Origin of the sequence: Shouchella patagoniensis, from assembly GCF_002019705.1 — a bacterium.
GTDB classification, from domain to species: domain Bacteria; phylum Bacillota; class Bacilli; order Bacillales; family Bacillaceae_D; genus Shouchella; species Shouchella patagoniensis.
Map to the genome: position 1 here is coordinate 3,526,498 of NZ_KV917377.1, position 21,986 is coordinate 3,548,483.

The window sequence follows — 21,986 nt, forward strand, 5'->3', positions numbered from 1 at the left end:
CTTGTGAATAATTTAATTGAATTAGAAGTGATGTTAACTGAGAAGCAAACAGTAGTTGAATTAAGCCAGTGTTTGCAAAGTTATAAGGCTGAAATCTATTTACAAAAGGTTCTAAACGGGGTGGTTCACGAGGTAAACCTGAAGAGTCTATTAGGATTAATCAATGTGAGGTTAAAAAATGGTGATCATGTAACGGTTTTCGCGGAAGGTCCAGAAGCAGCAGGTGCTGTTCAAGCTGTAGCTGCTTTCTTAAGTGGGAAACAAAGATCATGATGATAAAGGAGGAGTTGTAATGAAAGAACAATTTTCACTTGCCCATCTTACTGCACTTCAATGCTCTCCCCCAGAACTAACCTATGTGGCAGCGAGAGCAGGTTATGACTATGTAAGTATACGACCGATCTATATGGGAATTGGGGAAGAACCAAATTATGATCTGGCAAATAAAAAAGAAATGTTCAGAGAGACAAAAAGAGCACTTCAAGAAACGGGACTGAACGTGCTCGATATTGAATTAGCAAAAATTGCTGATGGAATTAACCCCACGCTCTATGAGCCTGCATTTGAAGTGGCCGCTGAACTAGGTGCTAAACACGTACTAAGCAGTATTTGGACAGAAGATCTCTCATTTGCCATAGAGAGCTTTGCATCTTTATGTGATCTAGCAAGTGAATATAATTTGACTGTTGAATTAGAGTTTGTTCCTATCGCTTCCGTTGCAAATCTTAATGATACAATTAATATTTTGCGAACTGTTAATAAGAGCAACGCCGGTTTAATGATAGATGCTCATCATTTCCATCGGTCTGGAGATGAAATTGAAGATTTGAAAAAGGTTCCCACCGAATGGTTTCGTTATTTCCACCTTTGTGATGCAGTAGAGAAAATACCTCGTTCAACAGAAAGGATGACGGAAATCTTACGAGAGGAGAGGCTTTATGTTGGCGAAGGAGGATTGCCACTTATTGAGTTAGTCAATCAAATTCCAACGGTACCTTATTCATTAGAAATTCCGCATTTAAAACGAGTAGATAAATTAGGGGCAGAAGAGCATGCTCGTAGATGTTTGCAATCGGCGAAAACATTTATGGAGCAACGAAAGCAGAGCATTTAAAAATACTAGTATACAAGTGAGTGGAGGGTTTTAAATGGCAGGTAGGAGTGCACTAGAGACGTATAAACAAGGTGGTTCTTGGTGGGAGACGGAAATTAGTGACATTAAGAAGAATGAAATTATCATTCGTGGCAAGCGGATTGAAGATTTGATTGGCAATATTAGTTATAGTCAAATGCTCTATTTCCTTTTATGTGGAAAAGAGCTTACAGATAACCAAGCGAAATTGTTTGAGAGTGTGTTAGTTGCGGGAGCCGACCATGGACCTCGTGCACCATCAATTGCAGCAGCAAGAATGGCAGCTACTTGTGGTGTATCCTTTAACTCAGCCGTCGCAACCGGAGTGAATATGCTTGGTGATGTACATGGAGGGGCAGTTGAAGATGCGATGGCTCTACTTTATGAAACAGAGAGAATCCAGTTAAAGAACGAGCATGCCGTAGCAGATAAATTAAGCGAGTTATTAGAATCGGGTCAAAAGCTTCCTGGATTTGGTCATCAGCTTCATGATAATGATCCAAGGGTGCAGCGACTATACGAACTTTCTCACTTATTGATTGAGAGCGGGGAGATTAGCGGAAATTACTTACGTATCCTTGAAGATTATCGCGGTACAATTTCGTCCATTAAAAATCGCCGTTTCACAATTAATGTTGATGGAATATCCGCCGCAGTGCAATGTGAACTAGGTGTACCAGCAGAAGCGGCAAAAGGTATTTTTTCCTTGTCACGTGGAATGGGGATTGTTGCACACGCCTATGAAGAACGAAAAAATGGGACGCTAATTAAAGGACCTTGTCCAAATGAAGAAAAGCTCGTTCGTTATACAGGTAAACGAGTAGAGGAGAGTGAACAATCATGAAAAAGGCAAGTCCATTTATTAATGGAGAATGGGTCAATGATGAACGGAAATCATTTGAAGTGCGTAGTCCCTACTTAAATGAATTAGTAGGAGTTCAAATTGAAGCGACCACAGCAGAAGTGGAAAAAGCACTTGAAGCAGCATTCACTAACAAAAAAGAAATTGGTAGCATGTCTCCAGCGGCACGATCAAAAATTTTATATAAAGCAGCTGATTTGCTGGAAGAACGTAAAGAGTCGTTTGCGCAAATTATTTCTTTAGAAGTAGGTAAAGCATTAAGAAATACACGTGATGAAGTATCGCGTTCGATTGAAACGCTTATTCAATCGGCCGAAGAAGCCAAACGATTATTTGGCGATACGATGCCTGGTGGTGCTTCGGAGCGAGGGCAAGGTTCAATGGCAATGACTTTTCGTGTACCGGCTGGGGTAATCGCAGCAATCACGCCATTTAATGCACCGTTAAATTTAATTTGCCATAAAGTAGGACCGAGTTTTGCAGCTGGCAATATGACGATCTTAAAGCCTGCTCCGCAAGCACCGTTTATTGCTGTCGCATTAGTCGAACTTTTACTTGAAGCAGGTATGCCATCACAAGCAATTCAAATGGTTCTTGGAGGAAAAGCAACTGGAGAGCAGATTGTTAAGGATGTTCGTACAAACATCGTTTCATTTACGGGAGGAGTGCCGGCGGGAGAACAAATTACCAAGATTGCTGGTATGAAGAAAGTACTACTAGAGCTTGGTGGCAATTCTGCCACGATTGTGCATGATGATGCCAATCTTGAACGTGCGGCGACCCTTGCAGCCAAGACGGGTTTTAGCAATTCAGGTCAAAGTTGTATATCGGTGCAACGAATTTATGTACATGAAACTGTTATTGATTCGTTTATTGAAAAACTAAAAGAAAAAACAGCTGCATTAAAAGTTGGAGACCCAAAAGATGAAACAACAGATATTGGTTGCGTTGTGAATAAACAAACAGCTGAGCGGATTAGCAGCTGGATTAATGAAGCGATTGAAGAAGGCGCGGAGCTTGTGCAAGGAGGAAAAGCACATGGTGCTTCAATTGAACCAACCATTTTACTGAGACCAAAAAAAGAAAGTAAAGTCGTTTGCAATGAAGTATTTGGTCCTCTTGTGAGTGTCATTCCTTATACGGAATTAGATGTAGCTATAACGGAAGTAAATGACTCTGAGTTCGGTTTACAAGCTGGGATATTCTCCAATTCAATGGAGGTTATTCGAAAAGCGGTCATTGAGCTTGAAATGGGTGGAGTTGTAGTCAACGGAACGTCAAATTTCAGGCTTGATCATTGGCCATATGGCGGGATAAAAAATAGTGGAATTGGAAGAGAAGGCCCACGCTTTGCTGTAGAGGAAATGACCGAGACAAAGATGGTCGTGCTACAAGACTTAGTGTAGAAAACCTTATGAAGGGTGGAGAGTTGAGTGGAGGAGCTTTATTTAAAAGGGCCTCGTGCGCTTGAAATACGTGAAGCGCAGCCCTTGCCAGTATTAAAAGAAAACGAAGTGAAAATCCGGTTAATTTACGGGGGGATTTGTGGTTCTGACTTGTCTGTTTATAAAGGTAAGCTCCAATATGCATCATATCCCCTTCGCCCTGGTCATGAAATTATCGGGGAAGTAATTGAGTCAACAGATGTAGGGTTTTCTCCGGGAATGCGCGTGGTCATTACGCCAAATACATTTTGTGGAGAGTGCATCTATTGCAAGGCAGGTAAATCAAATATTTGCGAAAACAAGCGCTCGATTGGTGTGAATTGTGATGGTGGATTTGCGGAAGAAATCATTGTGAACTCACGTTATGTCTTACACGTACCAGATGAGATTAGTAAAGAGGCAGCTATTCTCATTGAACCGTTATCAGTTGTTGTTCACGGGATAAAAAAAGTAGCAATTTCCCCAGGGAAAAAAGTGCTTGTTGTTGGGTGTGGGACAGAAGGATTGCTCGCTACAGCACTAGCTGATTACTTCGGAGGAGAAGTGACAGCTGTAGATATTAACGTTAAAAAATTAGAGCTTTTAAAAGGCTTTAAGAATACAAATGTTTGTCATCCAAGCGAATTAGATCATGCCAGTTTTGATGTTGTAATTGAAGCTGCTGGGACAAAGAAATCAGTTGAATCCTGTTTTACGTATTTAAAACCAGGCGGACAGCTATTATTAATTGGGATTACGCCAGAGGCAACCATTCCTGTTGCTCAAGTTGTGCGTAATGAACAGCAAGTAATGGGGAGCATTATTTATGAATTTCCCGTTGATTTTCAAGCTAGCATTGATTATTTAGCTGATGTCCGGTTTGATCCAACGGTTTTCATATCAGCGATTATGCCATTTCAACGGTATGAAGAAGCATATGAAATGGCGTTAAGTGGAGACTATGCAAAAATTGTACTTCAATTTAAAGGAGATGCGGTATCATGAAAAAACTCGTTTCAGAACAACTTGTAACGTATTTAGAGACACGTGGAGTCGAATATATTTTTGGCCTTTGTGGTCATACGAATATTGCCGTACTTGCAGAACTTGATAAAAGCCCAATCAAATTTATTAATGTCCGACATGAACAGATTGCTGCTCATGCGGCAGATGGCTATGCACGGGCCAAGAAACAAACATCTGTCGTATTGAGTCATCTTGGCCCAGGACTAACCAATGCAGCAACGGGTGTTGCGAATGCAGCATTAGATTCAATACCGATGGTTGTAATCGCTGGCGATGTACCGAGTCATTATTACGGAAAGCATCCACACCAAGAAGTAAACATGCATGCTGACGGAGCACAGTGGGAGATCTATCGGCCTTTTGTGAAGCGCGCTTGGCGTGTTGACCGTGAAGATCTATTCCCGGAAATTTTGCAAAAAGCATTTCAATTAGCGGAAAGCGGTCGGCCGGGTCCAGTGCTTATATCTGTACCCATGGATATGTTCTCAAAAGAAGTAGAAGTGGAACGGTTTGAACGATTATCACACCATACACATGTGATAGAAAAGCCATCGTTAGATGAAGAAACGGCTGAACGGATTGTGGAAACATTAGCAAATGCAGAGCGTCCGGTCATTTATGCGGGCGGTGGTGTTGTCCTAGCGGATGCTGAAGAAGGATTACGTGAATTTGTTGAACATATGAATATTCCCGTAGCGCATTCGCTTATGGGAAAAGGTGTACTGCCAGATGATCATGATCTAACACTTGGGATGACGGGATTCTGGGGGACGGCATTTATCAATGGTCGGACGAAGAATGCTGATTACTTATTTGGTGTAGGGACGCGCTTTTCAGAGGCAGACTCAAGTTCATGGTATAAAAATGTGACGTTTAATTTCCCTGAAACAAAGTTGATTCATATTGATATTGATTCAAATGAAATTGGCCGTAATTACCCGGTTGAGATTGGTGCAGTTGCTGATTTAAAACGTGCTTTTAAAGCTTTAAATCGTGTTGCAAAACGGCTTTATCCAGATGGAATTGAGCGCAATCAAAGCTTGAAAAAAGAGATCATTCAATACCGTCAAGATTTACACAACAGTATTTCTGAGAATGTAAACAGTACCGCATTTCCGCTGAAACCAGAACGCATATTAGCAGATGTTCGCGAAGTCCTACCAAGAGATGCATACATTACCACCGATGTGGGATGGAATAAAAATGGTGTAGGGCAACAGTTCCCGATTTACACACCGGGTTCCATCTTAACACCAGGTGGCTATGCAACGATGGGATTTGGATCTTCTGCAGCACTTGGGGCAAAGCTTGCTCAACCAGATAAAGTGGTTGTTTCATTAATTGGTGACGGCGGTTTTGGTCAAAATCCAGCTGTTCTTGCAACGGCTGTAGAAGAAAATATTCCTGTGATATGGGTTGTTATGAACAACAGTGCGTATGGAACAATTGCTGGGTTAGAAATGGCTCACTACGAAACCACTTATGGGACATTGTTTAAAAGAGGTGGAGAAACGTATACTCCTAACTTTGCAGAAATTGCCAATGGATTTGGTGTAAAAGGTATTAAGGTGAAGAGTGCGGAAGAATTTAAATCCGTTTTAAAAGAAGCAATTGAAGCAAATGAACCAGTTGTCTTGGATGTAGCAATGAGAAATGAGCCGGTACCAACTGACGGAAGCTGGAATATTAATGATATTTACTCACCAGGTAGCAAGAAATCACACGTCAGTATCCCATAAAGCAAGGAGTGCAAACAATGAAAAAAACACCTTTAGAAGGCGTGAAAATCCTAGACGTAGCAACGATGATTGCGGCCCCATTTGGTACGGCATTGCTTGGTGATTTTGGCGCTGAAGTGATTAAAGTCGAGATTCCAGGACGTGGTGATACGTCTCGAAGTGTTGGACCGTTTAAAGGAGAAGAACCTTTACGCTGGCCAGGTTTATCACGCAATAAGAAATCATTGACACTTGATTTACACCAAGAAGAGGGTGTCGCTATTATGAAAAAACTAGCGGCTACTCATGATATCTTAGTGGAAAATTTCCGCCCAGGAACCCTTGAGAAATGGGGTATTGGGTATGATGTGCTAAAAGAAATTAACCCTGAATTAATTATGATTCGCGTGTCTGGTTATGGACAAACAGGCCCGTACCATAAGAAGGCTGGTTTTGGAACGCCTGCTACAGCGTTTAGTGGGTACACATACTTGCAAGGCTTTACGGATCGCCATCCTGTAAGTCCCCCATTTTCGTTAACGGATTATATATGTGGCATTTACGTCGCATTTGCAGCGGTAACAGCGCTTTATAATCGGGATATTAGTGAAGATGGTAGTGGACAAATGGTTGATATTGCTTTGTATGAGACAGTTTTTCGTATGATGGAGTTCCTTGTTGCCGAGTATGATCAATTGGAAAAAATACGTGAACGTGCACCTGGTCTTGCAGGACATTCTTCACCTTCAGGAACGTTTCAAACAAAGGATGGCCATTGGGTTGTACTTGTAACAAGTACAGACACAACGTTTAATCGTTTGGCAAAAGCTATGGATCGAGAAGATATGTTAACAGATCCGCGCTACCATACAAATGCGCGTCGACTTGAGAACAATGATGAAACAAATCAAATCGTTGAAAAGTGGATTGTGAAGTTACCGCGAGAAGAATTGCTTGAGAAGCTAGACTCGTATGGTGTACCGGTAAGTCCTGTAATGAGTATTGCTGATATTTTCGAGAATGAGCAATATAAAGCTCGTGAAAATATTGTGGAAGTTAAACATCCAAGGCTTGGGACGATTAAAGTACCAGGTGTCGTACCAAAGTTTGAGAAGACGCCCGGTAGCATTCGATCCGTTGCCCCTGATCTGGGTGAAAACAACGAAACCATTTTGAATAGTCTTGGATTCACTGGAGAAGAAATTCAAAGATTTAAAGAAAGAAATGTGATTTAGTGAGGATGGGTTTTGCTACTAACTACAAATTCAAGCGCTTAAATAAAATAAAACGAGCCTCATCATTCGTGATGAGGCTCGTTTTATCGTTAGCTCTCCAATTTATTATGCCAATGAGTGATCCCATCTTCTATCGACTGAAGTGATGTGGAAAAGTAGATGTGCGATTCAAGTTTTCGCGACTATGTTTGGTCAACTTTGCTTAAACCACACCAATTGGCAAGCATAATGGCGTACACTTTTGTAACTTTACGAACACTCTCTAAGTCGACCCATTCATTTACTTCATGAAATTGCCCGCCTTCTGGACCATAACAGATCGCATCAATGTCGTAGTAGAGATGGAAGAATCGAGCGTCAGTTGTTGATGGCAGTGTACGACGCTTTGGGAGTTCGTGAGTAACGTATGTGTGAGCCTTGTCTAGTTCTTGGAACAAAGGAGTGGAATCGTCACTGCAAGAGCCTTCTGCATGAAACCCAAAAAATTCAACATGAGGAGGGTTTGTTTTAAACCATTTATCGTGTTTTGTTTTTTTGATTAACCATTCTTCTAATTCCTTTTTCCGATCATCTATTTTCTCGCCAGGAAGCATGCTAATTCTTCCTTCAATTGTTGCCTTAATGGGTTCATTGGAAGCGAAATCACCTGCCTTAATTGTCCCGATGTTCAAGTTTATTGGTTTTTTTTGTTCAGAGAATGCAAGGTGGGTAACTGTTTTATTAAGTTCATCTTCAAAAGACATTAAAGCTGAGATCACCGTATTGCATTTTTCAATGACATTTGTCTGTTTTTGATTCCAAGCATCTTTTTGGATCGTTTTAATGTTGACGCGGAACCAGAGTGCACCAACTTGCGCGACAGCGGCTTTTAATCCAAATGGTTCAGGAATCAATGCACCCTCTGCACGATAGCCAGCTTCTAACGTGGCAAGTGCCCCATTGCCTGTACGTTCTTCATCTGGAACAATTTGAAGCATAAAATCGGCTTTTGGTATGTATCCAGCTTCTCTAATCGCTTTATAGGCAAACACCATCGCTGCAAGTCCTGCCTTCATATCGGCAACACCACGTCCATAAAGCCGCCCATCTTGCTCATGTGGTTCCCAAGGATCTGATACCCATTCAGAAATAGGTTCTGCACTTACCACATCCGCGTGAGCTTGAAAGATAAGGCTTCGTCCTGCTTCTGGTTCTATTCCTTTTTGGCTTCCAATCACAATATCGCTTTGTTCATAACTCCATTCGGGTGGAGAAAAGCCCGGATGAGAAGCTATCATATCTATATCTGGTATGAATCGGTCCACTTTCATTTTTAAATTTTGAGAGAAATAATCAGCAAGATATAGTTGCATGACGCGTTCACGACCACTAATGGTAGGAAAGCGTACAATCGTTTTTAAAAAATCAAGTTGATCTTGCCATTGTTCATCTATTTTTTTGGTAATCAGTTGTTCGATTGATGTTTCAAGTTTCATTTAGTGAACTCCTTTAAATAAATCAGTAATTGCTTAAGACTTTCCCTTTATGTGAATAAATTAAAACGAGAAAAGAAGGGTATAGCCAATTACTTTCTCGCTAGCTTAGTGAAGAAAACCCTGCAACATCTAGTTTATATGTATTTTGATGATAATGCTAAAGATTCCTTTATTGATTTACTATATATACATAAGAACAGTCTTGTAGCTTTCATATTTTTAGGAGATAAGTTAATGATGAATCTGTTTTTCTTTTTTAACAAATCAGATATCATCCTCATTTATCATTCCTATTAATTAGCCGATAGTATAAATAAATAAGTAAATGGCAAAGGGGATTTATATGTTTCTAAAAAAGAATGCACAACAAGATTCGATATTTATGGATGTGGATATAGAAAAAGGACAAGAAGGCATTGTTGTAACGAACAAAGACGTACAAAGTCAGCTTAAGTTCATTAACCTTACTAAAAAAGATGTGGCGTACATTCAAGTACTGAGTCCAACAATTGAAGAACATATTCTTGAGATTACAAATGCTTTTTATGAGAAGTTGTTAGAACAGCCAGAGATGAATGAATTAATACGCACGTACAGCACTGTAGAAGCATTAAAGAAAACGTTTAACGATCATATTCTTGAATTATTTAAAGGGACAATCAATGAAGAGTTTTTGGAAAAACGAAAACGCATTGCTCTTGCCCATGTAAGAATTGGTCTGAAAACGAGTTGGTATATAGGAGCTTTCTCGCATCTACAATTTACTTTAAACCAAATTATGATAAAACAACTAGATTTAGAAAGTGATAAATTTCTTGCGATCTCTACTGTCGGAAAATATATAAATTTTGAACAGCAGCTCGTACTAGAAGCGTATGAACGAGAAAATGAACGGATACGATTAGCTTTTTCGGACAAGCGGGATCAATACATTCATGAGGTCCGTAAGGCCGTGCGAGATATTAGTCAAATAGCTGAAGAGACTGAAGAAACGGCAAATAAAGCAGCTTTACAATCGCAAGACATTCAAGCGCTTACAGTTGCTGGTGGAAAAAATGCTGCGTCTTCATTGAATGTTTCTGAAAAAGGCAAGGATCAGCTTCTGAAGCAAAATAACCAGATGGAGAGCATCTATGTAGATACAGAAAAAATTGTTACACGAATGGATGAGCTATTACGTCTTTCTGATGGAGTAAAAGAAGTAATTGACATTGTTAAGCGAATTGCAGATCAAACAAATTTATTATCTATTAACGCTAGTATCGAGGCAGAGCAGGCTGGAGAACGTGGAAAAGGATTTGCGGTTGTTGCCTCGGAGATTAGGAAATTATCAAATCAAACGAAAGATTCTACGAAACGTGTGTCTGATTTAGTTAATACGATGAATGAACAGAGTACATCTGTAGGGAAATCAGTTAGTAAAGTAATGGAAGCGGTAAAGTCAGGGGCAGAGGGTATGAAGGCTACAGCAGAACGGTTTGATTTGATTGTTACGTACGTTGAAGAAAACCGCAGCCAATTCACAAATATAGAAAAAAGCGTTTCAGAGCTGACAAATTTGATTAACGAACAATTGGTAATTACTGTCTCTTCTGCTTCACAAGCTGTAAATCAATTATCCACGAGTTCAGTTTCTTTTGAAGAGAATGTAGAAAAAATGATCCATGCATAGAGAAGGAAAGATGAACAAACTATCATTTTACATCTTTATTTGATGTTTCTTTGAGATCAGGGTAAATGAATCTTGAAGGGAGGCATCTGGAATGAAACAACAAAAAAGTTTTATAAAAGGTTTAGTCATTGGTTTGCCTCTTTCGGTTGCACTATGGGTCGGAATGATTGGATTAATAATCGAATGGATATAAATGAGGCTAAGACAGTTGCAGTTAGATGATCGGTTTGTGTGGACTGACTAATAATTTCAATAGAGTGCAAAGTTAGCTATAAAAATAAAAATAAAAAACCGAGCCCAATAGAGAGACTCTCTATTGGGCTCGGTTTTTATTAGAGTTGCGACGAAAATAGAAGAAAGGACTCTTTCTTTACATCAAATCGTAACGTATTAAGAGAGTGTCCAGTATTTAAATCGTTAAAAGGTTGGTTAGAGAATTGTTCTGGCAGTTTGATCGTAGCCGTTTCTGTACCGCGATTTAAGACGAACAACATTACTTCTTTTTCCGTATAAGTAGAATACATGAGTACGTCTGTATCTTCTACTTCGTGGAACTGAATGCGATCATAAGTACCAAAGGCAGAATAGGTCGTGCGCCATCTAATTAATTGTTTAACAAACGCATGCATCTCTCGATCTTGTTGTTGTTCATCCCAGATCATACAAGCTCGGCAGCCAGGATCATTACCGCCTGCCATACTAATCTCGTCTCCATAGTATATACAAGGCGTACCTGGAAAAGAAAACATCATAATATATTGAAGTTTGACGAGCTCCTTGTTGTTACTACTCTCTGTTAAGATACGTGCTGTGTCGTGGCTTCCTAGCACATTGAATTGTACGGCATTTACCGGATTTGGATAACTGTTCAAATGCCTTGTCAATGTGTGTGTGGTTGTTACCGCTGATTTGCCACGAAGAATGAAGTTTTGAATGGCATCGGTAAAAGGATAATTCATCACGGCATCAAACTGATCTCCTTTAAGCCATTCACTTGAATGGTGCCAAATCTCCCCAAGTATATAAACATCCTCTTTAATATTCTTTACTTGGTTGCGGAATTCACGCCAAAAGGAGTGATCCACTTCATTTGCTACATCTAGACGCCAACCATCAATATCAAATTCCTCAATCCAATAGCGTGCTACTTTTAGAAGGTATTCTTTTACTTGAGGATGAGCTGTATTTAATTTAGGCATTGAACCAACGAAAGCAAACGTTTCATAGTTTGGTTTATCTAAACGAGAATCGAGTGGGAAGCTGTGGGGATGAAACCAAGCTGCGTACTTTGAGTCTGCTCCCTTTTCTAGAACATCTTGAAAAGGCGGAAAGTAGTAGCCACTATGATTAAATACAGCGTCCAGCATAATACGAATATTTCGCTTATGACATTCAGTTATAAGGGTTCGGAGCGTTTGTTCATCTCCAAACTGTGGATCAAGTTGAAGATAGTCAATGGTGTCGTATTTATGATTTGAGAACGCTTTAAAAATAGGGGTGAGATAAATACCTGTTATTCCTAAGTCCATTAAATAATCAAGGTTGTTAATAATTCCTTGCAAATCTCCACCAAAAAAAGAATCTTGCTTCGGTTCTTCACTTCCCCAAGAAAGTGTTCCTTCTGGATTCAGATGGGGTTGGCCATTCGCAAAACGCTCTGGAAAAATTTGATACCAAACAGTATCCTTAACCCAGTTTGGAGGAGAGAAACGTTCATGATTGTGTAAGTAAGGCAAACAGAAATAGGGAGCTATATGCGTTGGTGCTTCGGAATAAAGACCTCGCTCAGTATAAAATGTCTCTTCTGATCCAGAAATTAAGTGAAAGCCGTACCGGACGCGTGAATGGGGAAGGTAAATGCCCTTTATCCAATAGTCATATGTACCATCGGTCCCTACAAGATCCATATTGATTTTTTGTGACTGCCATGAACCATTTGACCATTCATATGGATCACCATAAATTAAGTAAACAGAATCGATATCATTTGCAGCGGTTTGCAGACGAATAACTACTTGATGGTTGCTAGTGCCATATAATTGATGATGTTGTTGAGTGTGTATGATGCCAGCCTCGTTCATTGGAATCCTCCTCAAAAAATTGAATTTGTAGTTAAATCATAGTTAAGGTATGAACCAGAGTCAATCATTTTTGCAAACGATTTCTTAAATTATTATTTAGGTATTGTTTATTCTTATTCGTACATATATACTAAGTGTGAAATCCTAATGCAATTATTATATACAAATATGCAAACGTTTGCCCGTTAAAGGGTGTAATACGTAAAAGGGAGGGTTATAGATGAATAAATGGAAACAAAGTATAAGTGTGTTGGCAGTAATCGGATTGCTTGGGGCTTGTGGTCCAGACCGTACAGGGGTTGTAGATGAATTAGAACCAGAGGAAGCAACAGAAGCAAATAAACCTGACTCATTAAGCATTTGGGTAAATGATGATGAACGGTCGCTTGTTGCTTATCGAGAAATAGGGGATCAATTCGAATTGGAAACAGGGATTGAAGTGCGTATTACACCTTTCAGTATGGGCGATCAATTGGAAGCGATGTCATTAGATGCTCCTGCGGGTGGTGGACCTGACCTCTTTTATCAACCGCATGATATGGTTGGAAATATTACTTTACAAGGACTCGCAGCAGAGATTGAATTAACGGCTGAAGAACAAGCTGGTTACATTGATGGTTCTTTGGAAGCGCTTAGCTATGAAGGCGAATTGGTTGGTATTCCAGCATCGGTAGAAACCTATGCGTTATTTTACAATACCGATATCGTTGAAGAAGCACCAGAAACAGTCGAGGAGTTAGAACAGTTAGGGGAATCCTTTACAGATTCGAATGCAGATGAATATGGGTTCTTGTTGGAGTCGAGAGAGATGTATTTTTCTTATCCACTTTATGAGGCGTATGGTGGATATATTTTTGCTGAAGAAGGCGATGAATATAACACACAAGATATTGGGCTCGATAATGAAGGGGCGATTGCAGGCGGAGAATTAATGCAAAGCTGGTATGAAAAAGGATATTTGCCTCATAACTTAAACGCCGATATTTTGAACGGGTTGTTTTTGGATGGAAGTGTCGGAGCAGTTTTCTCTGGCCCGTGGAACATTGCTGAATACGGAAATACGCTTGGGGAATCAGTTAAAACAGCACCATTGCCAACGATTAATGGAGAGCATATGACATCACTCGCGGGAGTAAAAGCATGGATGGTGAATGGTTATAGCGACCATATCAGCTGGGCAAAAGAACTCGCTTTATTTATGACAAACGAAGAAAGTGCTAACACTTTTTTTGAGCACACACGTGAAATCCCAGCACGGGCTGAAGTGAACTTAGACGAGGAGCTCTATGACGGCTTTGTTGAGCAGCTTGAATATGCCTACTTTATGCCAAATGTACCAGAAGTATCAGCTGTGTGGGGCCCAATGGGCGATGCCAACGTTTTTATATCGCAAGGTGAAGACGTAGAAGATGTCTTAACGGAAACGGTTCAAATGATTCAAGACGAAATTGAGATTATGGGGGCGGGGAAATAATGCAGACAGAGCTAAAGAAGACGGATCATAACCCAAAGCTTGCTAGCATTTTGTCCATTATACCTGGTCTCGGTCAACTCTATAACCGACAGTGGTTAAAGGGTGGTATCTTCTTATTTATTACACTCGCGTTTATTACGGTTTTTTATGATTTGTTTAACATGGGTTACTGGGGACTAGTCACTTTAGGTACGTGGTCAGGCGTTGATGATTCGCGTGTACTAATTGGCCAAGGGTTAGTTGCTTTATTTTTAACTGCATTTGCACTTGTTTTACTTGTGTTGAACATAAAGGATGCAAAAAAAGTAGCGATAAAACGACAAAACGGGGAAGCCATTCAGACGATGCACGAACGAACGCGTCAATCATGGGATAAGGGGTTTCCCTACTTACTTGTATTACCAGGTTTAGCACTGCTAATTATAGCCGTTGTGTTTCCACTTTTGTATATGGTTGTTTTAGCATTTACAGATTACAACTTGTTTAATGCCCCTCCACGAAATGTGTTGAACTGGGTAGGGTTTCAAAATTTCATTGACTTAGCGACTATTCCAATCTGGCGCAATACGTTCTTTTCTGTGCTTTCTTGGACAATTGTTTGGACGGTTGTCGCAACAACATTACAAATTGCACTTGCCATGTTCTTAGCGGTTATAGTAAATGATAAACGAATCAAATATAAAAAATTAATTCGTACAGTACTTATCTTACCGTGGGCAGTACCAAGCTTTGTAACAATCCTTATCTTTGCAGCGTTATTTAATGATGGATTTGGAGCGATCAATCGTGACTTGTTAATGCCATTATTTGACACGGCGATACCATGGTTGTCAGATCCGTTCTATACCCGAATGGCACTTATCATGATTCAGACATGGCTAGGGTTCCCGTTTGTGTTTGCTTTATTTACAGGGATTTTACAAAGTGTATCTGATGATTGGTATGAAGCTGCTGACATGGACGGAGCAAGTCGTGTACAAAAGTTTCGCTTCATTACAATGCCTCACGTATTGTTTGCTACTGCACCACTTCTAATTATGCAATACGCCGGGAACTTTAATAACTTTAATTTAATTTATTTATTTAATGAAGGTGGGCCTCCAGTTCGAGGTCAGAGTGCAGGTAGTACTGATATTTTAATTTCTTGGGTATACAGTCTTGCATTTGAGAATTCACAGTACAGTATGGCAGCGGCAATTTCAATTATTATTGGTATTCTCGTAGCGTTATTTGCGGTATTCCAATTCCGTCGAAGTGCTTCGTTTAAGGAGGATAAATAAACGATGAAGATGAAAACAAGATCAAAGATAGAAGTCTTTCTTATGTATGCGTTTATCTTCTTTATGTTTGTTATTATTGCTTATCCACTGATTTGGACAATCGCATTGTCATTAAATCCTGGTACCAATATTTATGGCGCGAGTCTTTTGCCAGATTCGTGGTCTCTTGATAATTATCGCTGGTTATTCTTCAGTGAACAAAGTAACTATACAACGTGGTATAAGAACTCGTTATTTGTAGCAACAATTACGTCTATTCTATCCACTATTATAGTGTGTTTTACAGCCTACGCGTTTTCAAGGTATCAGTTTGTTGGAAAAAAGAACGGGCTTTATCTTTTCCTAGTCTTGCAAATATTTCCAGTTATGATGGCGATGGTCGCCATTTACGTACTATTAAATACAATGGGACTTTTAGACTCGCTCTGGGGCTTAATCTTGATTTATGTTGGAGGGTCCATTCCGATGAATGCGTTTCTAGTTAAAGGATACTTTGACACGCTACCTAAAGAACTTGATGAGTCGGCGAAGTTAGATGGCGCTGGTCATTTTAGGATATTCTTTACAATTATTTTACCCCTTGCAAAGCCCATTCTTGCAGTTGTTGCTTTATTCAACTTTATGAATCCATTAATGGATTTTATTCTGCCAAGAATTGTTTTACGTAGTCCGGAGAACTATACGCTCGCACTTGGTTTGTTTAACTTTGTTAATGACCAATTCGCAAATAATTTTACTCGCTTTGCGGCTGGAGCCGTTTTAATTGCAGTGCCAATAGCAATTGTGTTCCTGTTCTTACAACGGTACTTAATTTCTGGGCTGGCATCTGGTGCAACAAAAGGGTAAAATAGTTGGCTGTTACTTCGTTTCAAGTTAAATAAATAGAGAATGGTAAACACCAGCTAAGAGAGAAAAAGATGGTTTTATTAATGGATAGGAGTTTTTTACATGAATAAACAATGGTGGAAAGAAGCAATTTGTTACCAAGTATATCCAAGGAGCTATTATGATGCGAATCATGATGGTATTGGAGACCTTCAAGGAGTCATAAAAAAACTTGATTATTTAAAGTGGCTTGGAATCGATGTCATTTGGCTTAGTCCTATGTACGATTCTCCAAATGATGATAACGGCTACGACATTCGTGACTATAAAGCAATTATGTCTGAATTTGGAACAATGGCAGATTTCGATCAGTTGCTTAATGAAGTCCATGCACGAGATATGAAGTTAATTATAGATTTAGTAATCAACCATACATCTGATGAGCATGAATGGTTTGTTGAATCTCGCTCTTCAAAAGAAAACGAGAAGAGGGATTGGTACATTTGGCGTGACGCAAAAGATGATGGGTCAGAGCCAAATAACTGGGCCTCAATTTTTAACGGATCTGCGTGGGAATGGGACGAAAAATCAAAGCAATACTATTTACATTTATTCTCAAAGAAGCAGCCTGATGTGAATTGGGAAAATCCTGATGTTCGTTCTGCATTGTATGAGACGATGAATTGGTGGATGGATAAAGGGATCGATGGTTTTCGTGTAGATGCAATAAGTCACATTAAGAAGATTGATGGCATGCCGGATTTACCGAATGAAACAAACGAACCATTTGTTGAGTCATTTGATGGTCACATGAACCGCCCTGGTATTCATACACATCTGCAGGAAATGAAACAAGAGACGTTAGATAAATATGATGTGATGACAGTGGGCGAAGCAAACGGTGTGAGAATGGAAAATCCAGATGACGTTGCAGCGTGGGTTGGAGAAACGAATGGTGTGTTTAATATGGTATTCCAGTTTGAACATCTTGGTTTATGGAGTAAAGAGGCAGACGAGAAATTAGATGTACCTGCTTTAAAAGAAGCGTTATCGAAATGGCAGTATGGATTAGAGGGTGTAGGCTGGAACGCACTATTTATCGAAAACCATGACCAAACGAGAACGGTTTCTTCTTGGGGGAACGATGTTGAATACTGGAAAGAGTGTGCAAAGGCCCTAGGCACAATGTATTTCTTTATGAAAGGTACACCGTTTATTTATCAAGGGCAAGAAATCGGAATGACGAATGTTCAATTTGATTCAATTGAAGATTATGATGATGTATCCATGCGGAATTATTATAAACAAGAAAGAGCAAAAGGACGCGATCATAAAGATATAATGGAAATTATCTGGGCGCAAGGGCGTGACAATTCGCGTACACCAATGCAATGGACAAATGAGAAAAACGGAGGCTTTAGTAAAGCTGATCAAACATGGATGAAAGTAAATCCAAATTTTGACACCATCAATGTCGAAGCTCAAAAAGACGATGAGAATTCGATTTTGTCTTACTACAAAAACATGATCACTATTCGTAAACAGTTTGAAACACTTTCATACGGGACATACAAGTTAATGGATGCAAACGATGACGAACTGTTTGTCTATGTACGGATTAGCCAAGATGAAGTATTTACGGTTGCAGTGAACTTATCGGAGGAAATAAAGCCCTATCAAGAACCGGAAGAAAGTGTGTTATTACTAGGGAATTACAAAGAGAGGTTTTCAGAGACTTTACAACCATATGAAGCACGGGTTTATCGTTACGAAAAGCGCTAGACAAACTGGTTGGTTGTGGGCGATGATAGAGGGAAAGTATGTAAGCTGAGCCAAGTCATGTGGTGTTCGGCTAAAAGGATGGAAACCTATTGACGAATACAATTAAAGACGTAGCGAAAAAGGCTGGAGTAGCTCCTTCCACTGTATCACGTGTAATCGCAGATAGTCCTAAGATTAGTGCAAAAACAAAAATGCGAGTAAGAGCGGTGATGGAGGAAATTGGCTACTATCCAAATGTACATGCCAGAAATCTTGTAAACAAGCGGACGAATGTGGTTGGTGTCATTATGCCAAGTGCTTCTTATGCACCATTCCATAATCCGTTTTTTCCAGAAGTTCTTCGAGGGATAACTGCTCAAGCCAATGAAGGGAAATATGGATTGTACCTGTCAACAGGGCAAACAGAATCAGACATCTTAGAAGAAGTGAAAGAAATGGTCCATAGCCGGCGTGTAGATGGAATCATCTTACTTTACTCAACAAAGGCAGACACCGTCATCCCTTTTCTTTTAGAAGAGAACTTTCCGTTTGTTATTGTAGGACGCCCACCCGAATTACTCGAAGATACTGTTTCATACGTAAATAATGATAATATTAAAGCTGCTAAGATGGTCACAGAATATTTGCTGCTTTTAAAGCATGAGAAAATTGGCTTTATTGGTGGACGAGAGGATGCGTATGTCACTCTGGACCACAAAGAAGGTTATTACCAAGCACTGTGTGAAGCGGGCGTTTCAGTTAATGAACAATATTTGGTCTATCATGATGAGGTATTTGAAGGTGGGGAACAAGCAGTTATTGAACTAATGGCAAAACAAGATCCGCCAAGCGCCATTATCGTTGCGGATGATTTAATGGCGCTTGGAGTCTTGCGCATGCTTCAAAGCATGAGCTATGATGTACCAAAAGATGTATCCGTTATCAGTTTTAATAACGTGCTAATGTCAGAATTAGCAAATCCTCCACTGACAACACTCGATATTCATATTTATGAACTGGGGTTTCAAGCAGCTGAACTTCTAAGAGAACATATCCAAACTCCCGATTTGCCTGCGGCGGCAAGGGTTGTTGGGCATAGGCTTGTACGTCGTTCAACAACAAAAGCTTATCGAAACGAATAATTGGATCCAGCGCCTAAAAGAAGGTGCTGGATCCTTTTTATTAAAGAGTACGAGCAAACACATCTTTAATGGTTTTAACCAAGAACTGCAAATCTTCTTCAGTCGAAGTTAACGGTGGAGCAATAATAAGAACATTACCACCATCAGGAACTGTATCACCATTTTTTCCGATTATGAGCCCTTTTTTCTGGCAGGCACCAATAACGGATTTCATTTTTTCTTCAGAAGCAGGTTGTTTTGTTGTTTTATCTTCAACGAGTTCAATTCCGTATAGAAAACCGATACCTCGTACTTCTCCAACAGATTTATGATTTGAAAGTTGACGTAGCTCTCCAAGAATTTGATCGCCAAGTGAAGCGACGCGGTCAACGATACCTTCCCGCTCAATAATCTCAATCGCTTTTAGAGCAACTGCACAAGATGCAGGATGGCCACCGTACGTAGAGATATGACGGAAATGATTTGTATTTCCCTCTTCCTTAAACGATTCATAAATGCGCTCGTTAACACATGTTGCACCAAGAGGAAGGTAGCCTGATGTTAATCCTTTGGCAAGTGTAATGATGTCTGGATAAAATGAATCTCCATGCATATAACCAAAAAGTTTACCAGTCCGTCCAAATCCGGAAACAACTTCATCCAATATAAGAAGAACATTATGGCGATCGCAAATTTGGCGGATTTTTCTGTAATAGACATCCGATTGTGGATGGATGACGCCCCCGCCAGAAATAACGGGTTCCATAATAAAAGCAGCAACTGTTTCGGGACCTTCCCACATAATGACTTGTTCTAGATAGTCTGCTGCATGCTGATCATCCTCTTCATAAGAGCCAAAACTACTCCTGTATGCATAGGGTGGTGGAATATGCAAGAACCCAGGCAAGCTCGTATCGTATTTCATTTTCCTATTTGCTTGTGCAGTGGCTGCGAGTGCACCAAGTGAATTCCCGTGATAACCTCGGTAGCGAGAGATGATTTTATATTTCTCTGGATTCCCAGTTTGTTTATGGTGTTGACGGGCTATCTTAAAAGCGGTTTCATTTGCATCAGATCCACCATTGGCAAAGAACGTACGATAGCCTCCTCCAAGCAAGGAATCCAGTTTTTCTGCCAGTTCAATTGCCGGTTTGTGACCAAATGATAATGGAAAATAAGCTAGTGATTTCATTTGTTCTGTTGCTGCATCAATAATCTCGGTTTGTCCGTGACCAAGGTTTAAGCACCACAAACCAGATACGCCGTCGAGGTAACGATTGCCTTCGGTATCAGTAAACCATGAACCTTCTCCTGAATCTGCCACCAATGTTGTTCCTTCTGGTTGATAAGGCTTCATTGCGTGCCATACATATTGACTATCTTTCTCTGCATATGTCTTTTTAGTATCGGCGTTCATCTAAAAACCTCCCCAAGGCTAATTTGACAGCTTTAATACTGTTTCAAGAAGGACGTTGGCGCCGTTTATACAATCCTCCCAAGGAGTCTCTTCTTCTTCAGCGTGGCTAATTCCTTTAATACTTGGGACAAAAATCATTGCTGTGGGCACAGTTGAGGCAATAAACTGGGCGTCATGTCCAGCGCCACTCACCATACGCTTATAGAGGTGTGAAATGGATTGTGTAGCTTCTTCAATCGTTTTAACGATGGTCGGGTCAAACCAAACGGTATCACGTCCCCATAGTTTAGTAGCTTTGCTTTTTAGATGACATGCCTCGGTAACTTCGGAGATAATTGATTCTACTTTTTTGATAACTTGTTCATCTTGGTGCCGAGCTTCAATTGAAAAAACAACTCGATTTGGAATAACGGTGTGAATGTTGGGATAGACATTAAAACGTCCCATTGTATAAACAAGTGCTGGATCGAGCTTAGAAAGCCGCTCATGAAAAGCGGTCATGCAGATATTCGCTGCGGTTAAGGCATCTTCACGCATTGGTTGTGGTGTCGTACCTGCGTGGTTGGAAGTGCCTGTAATTTCAATTTCATAACAACACATTCCTACCACACATTCAACAACTCCTATCTTTAGCGCTTCAGCTTCCAGAACAGGTCCTTGTTCAATATGAAGTTCAACAAAAGCAGTTGCTTCACCGAGCCGATTTTCTAAATTGCCTTCAAAACCACTTGTTTTTAACGCTTCTGCAAAGGTTACGCCATTGATATCCTCTTTGTTAAACATCGTTTCTTTATCAAACTTCCCAGTTAGAATGCCAGAGGCCATCATCGACGGTTCAAACCGAGCGCCTTCTTCGTTAGTAAAGTTAACAATGCCAATCGGTGTATTTACATCTATATTATGTTCAACGACGGTACGGACAACTTCGAGTGCGGCGGCAACTCCGAGTACACCATCAAACCGTCCACCTCGCTTTACTGAATCAAGATGAGATCCAATATAAACGGGGGGGTTGTTTGGGTTCTTACCTGGAAGTAAGCTATACATGTTACCAAGATCATCAACTCGAACTTGAAGTCCAAGTGCTTCACATTGATCACGAAAATAAGTGCGCGCCTCGACGTCTTCTTCAGAGAGAGCAAGGCGGGTCACACCATTGTTTGCTGTGCGTCCGAACTGAGCCAACTCCGTTAATGTTTTCTGTAATCGCTTGCCATTGATTGCAAGTTTTTCTGTTTTCATTTAGTAAAGCCTCCTAGAATGAGTGGACTGAAATTTACTGGTGGAAAAGCAAAGTTGATGCATATTTTCGCGCATTTGCATTACCAAGAGTGAGTTTTTTGGTAAGGGTATCTTTTGTGAATAAAACATCGGAGCCATTTAAATGATCGGTAATAGATTGAATTTGAAATCCATCAGCAATAACTACATCAATTTCTTCTCTTTCTTTCTCGTATAGTATTTTTTCGGCCATAAGTATTCT

The 21,986-nt window shown here is 40.1% G+C and carries 18 protein-coding genes; 13 read left to right on the top strand and 5 right to left on the bottom strand.

Features of this window, described 5'->3' with window-relative positions:
* Positions 1–3: 3 nt before the first annotated feature.
* From BK584_RS18315 to BK584_RS18345, 7 genes are read left to right on the top strand one after another with little or no spacing between them, the layout of a single operon-like run.
* Positions 4–273 (top strand): HPr family phosphocarrier protein, encoded by a 270-nt coding sequence (locus BK584_RS18315; protein WP_078393914.1) that lies wholly within the window; start codon positions 4–6, stop codon positions 271–273.
* A 19-nt stretch (positions 274–292) separates the two neighbouring features.
* Entirely contained in the window at positions 293–1,114 is an 822-nt protein-coding gene (locus BK584_RS18320) for a sugar phosphate isomerase/epimerase family protein (protein ID WP_078393915.1), read from the top strand.
* Positions 1,115–1,148: 34 nt separating this feature from the next.
* Positions 1,149–1,976 (top strand): citryl-CoA lyase, encoded by an 828-nt coding sequence (locus tag BK584_RS18325; protein ID WP_078393916.1) that lies wholly within the window; start codon positions 1,149–1,151, stop codon positions 1,974–1,976.
* Positions 1,973–3,400, top strand: coding sequence for an aldehyde dehydrogenase family protein (locus BK584_RS18330; RefSeq protein ID WP_078393917.1), 1,428 nt, complete (start codon positions 1,973–1,975; stop codon positions 3,398–3,400). Before BK584_RS18325 ends, BK584_RS18330 begins: the two co-directional genes overlap by 4 nt.
* Positions 3,401–3,427: 27 nt before the next feature.
* On the top strand, positions 3,428–4,423 hold the full coding sequence (locus BK584_RS18335) for a zinc-dependent alcohol dehydrogenase (protein WP_078393918.1): 996 nt from the start codon (positions 3,428–3,430) through the stop codon (positions 4,421–4,423).
* Positions 4,420–6,183 (top strand): thiamine pyrophosphate-binding protein, encoded by a 1,764-nt coding sequence (locus BK584_RS18340; protein WP_078393919.1) that lies wholly within the window; start codon positions 4,420–4,422, stop codon positions 6,181–6,183. Before BK584_RS18335 ends, BK584_RS18340 begins: the two co-directional genes overlap by 4 nt.
* 17 nt (positions 6,184–6,200) lie before the next feature.
* Entirely contained in the window at positions 6,201–7,397 is a 1,197-nt protein-coding gene (locus BK584_RS18345) for a CaiB/BaiF CoA transferase family protein (protein WP_078393920.1), read from the top strand.
* Positions 7,398–7,579: 182 nt separating this feature from the next.
* Here the strand turns inward: BK584_RS18345 and BK584_RS18350 are convergent, their stop codons facing one another.
* Complete coding sequence (locus tag BK584_RS18350; protein ID WP_078393921.1) at positions 7,580–8,872, bottom strand: ArgE/DapE family deacylase; 1,293 nt, start codon at positions 8,870–8,872, stop codon at positions 7,580–7,582.
* 343 nt (positions 8,873–9,215) lie between these two features.
* On the opposite strand from BK584_RS18350, the gene BK584_RS18360 reads away from it, so the two are divergent.
* A complete protein-coding gene (locus BK584_RS18360; protein ID WP_169871371.1) occupies positions 9,216–10,544 on the top strand; it encodes a globin-coupled sensor protein in 1,329 nt (442 codons plus the stop codon).
* A 332-nt stretch (positions 10,545–10,876) separates the two neighbouring features.
* Here BK584_RS18360 and BK584_RS18365 read toward each other — a convergent pair whose 3' ends face one another.
* Entirely contained in the window at positions 10,877–12,625 is a 1,749-nt protein-coding gene (locus tag BK584_RS18365; protein WP_078393924.1) for a glycoside hydrolase family 13 protein, read from the bottom strand.
* Positions 12,626–12,845: 220 nt separating this feature from the next.
* On the opposite strand from BK584_RS18365, the gene BK584_RS18370 reads away from it, so the two are divergent.
* The 5 genes from BK584_RS18370 to BK584_RS18390 all read left to right on the top strand — a co-directional run bounded on the left by BK584_RS18370 (position 12,846) and on the right by BK584_RS18390 (position 19,107).
* Positions 12,846–14,099: a sugar ABC transporter substrate-binding protein gene (locus BK584_RS18370; RefSeq protein ID WP_078393925.1), complete on the top strand. Its 1,254-nt coding sequence runs from the start codon at positions 12,846–12,848 to the stop codon at positions 14,097–14,099.
* Positions 14,099–15,379: a sugar ABC transporter permease gene (locus tag BK584_RS18375; RefSeq protein WP_078393926.1), complete on the top strand. Its 1,281-nt coding sequence runs from the start codon at positions 14,099–14,101 to the stop codon at positions 15,377–15,379. The genes BK584_RS18370 and BK584_RS18375 overlap by 1 nt, the downstream gene beginning before the upstream one ends.
* Positions 15,380–15,382: 3 nt before the next feature.
* The gene (locus BK584_RS18380) at positions 15,383–16,225 is read left to right on the top strand and encodes a sugar ABC transporter permease (RefSeq protein ID WP_078393927.1); all 843 of its coding nucleotides are present in this window, start codon (positions 15,383–15,385) and stop codon (positions 16,223–16,225) included.
* A 102-nt stretch (positions 16,226–16,327) separates the two neighbouring features.
* Positions 16,328–17,986 (top strand): glycoside hydrolase family 13 protein, encoded by a 1,659-nt coding sequence (locus BK584_RS18385; RefSeq protein ID WP_078393928.1) that lies wholly within the window; start codon positions 16,328–16,330, stop codon positions 17,984–17,986.
* Between the two features lie 89 nt (positions 17,987–18,075).
* Positions 18,076–19,107: a LacI family DNA-binding transcriptional regulator gene (locus tag BK584_RS18390; RefSeq protein WP_078393929.1), complete on the top strand. Its 1,032-nt coding sequence runs from the start codon at positions 18,076–18,078 to the stop codon at positions 19,105–19,107.
* A gap of 40 nt (positions 19,108–19,147) precedes the next feature.
* On the opposite strand, the gene BK584_RS18395 is transcribed toward BK584_RS18390, so the two are convergent.
* Genes BK584_RS18395 through BK584_RS18405 form a run of 3 tightly spaced genes read right to left on the bottom strand, consistent with a single transcriptional unit; the run spans position 19,148 to position 21,977 of the window.
* The gene (locus tag BK584_RS18395; protein ID WP_078393930.1) at positions 19,148–20,503 is read right to left on the bottom strand and encodes an aminotransferase; all 1,356 of its coding nucleotides are present in this window, start codon (positions 20,501–20,503) and stop codon (positions 19,148–19,150) included.
* An 18-nt stretch (positions 20,504–20,521) separates the two neighbouring features.
* Positions 20,522–21,745 carry a Zn-dependent hydrolase gene (locus tag BK584_RS18400; RefSeq protein ID WP_078393931.1) on the bottom strand — a complete coding sequence of 408 codons (1,224 nt, stop codon included), beginning with the start codon at positions 21,743–21,745 and terminating at the stop codon, positions 20,522–20,524.
* Between the two features lie 34 nt (positions 21,746–21,779).
* Positions 21,780–21,977, bottom strand: a complete 198-nt coding sequence (locus BK584_RS18405; RefSeq protein ID WP_078393932.1) for a hypothetical protein — start codon at positions 21,975–21,977, stop codon at positions 21,780–21,782.
* Between the last annotated feature and the right edge of the window lie 9 nt (positions 21,978–21,986).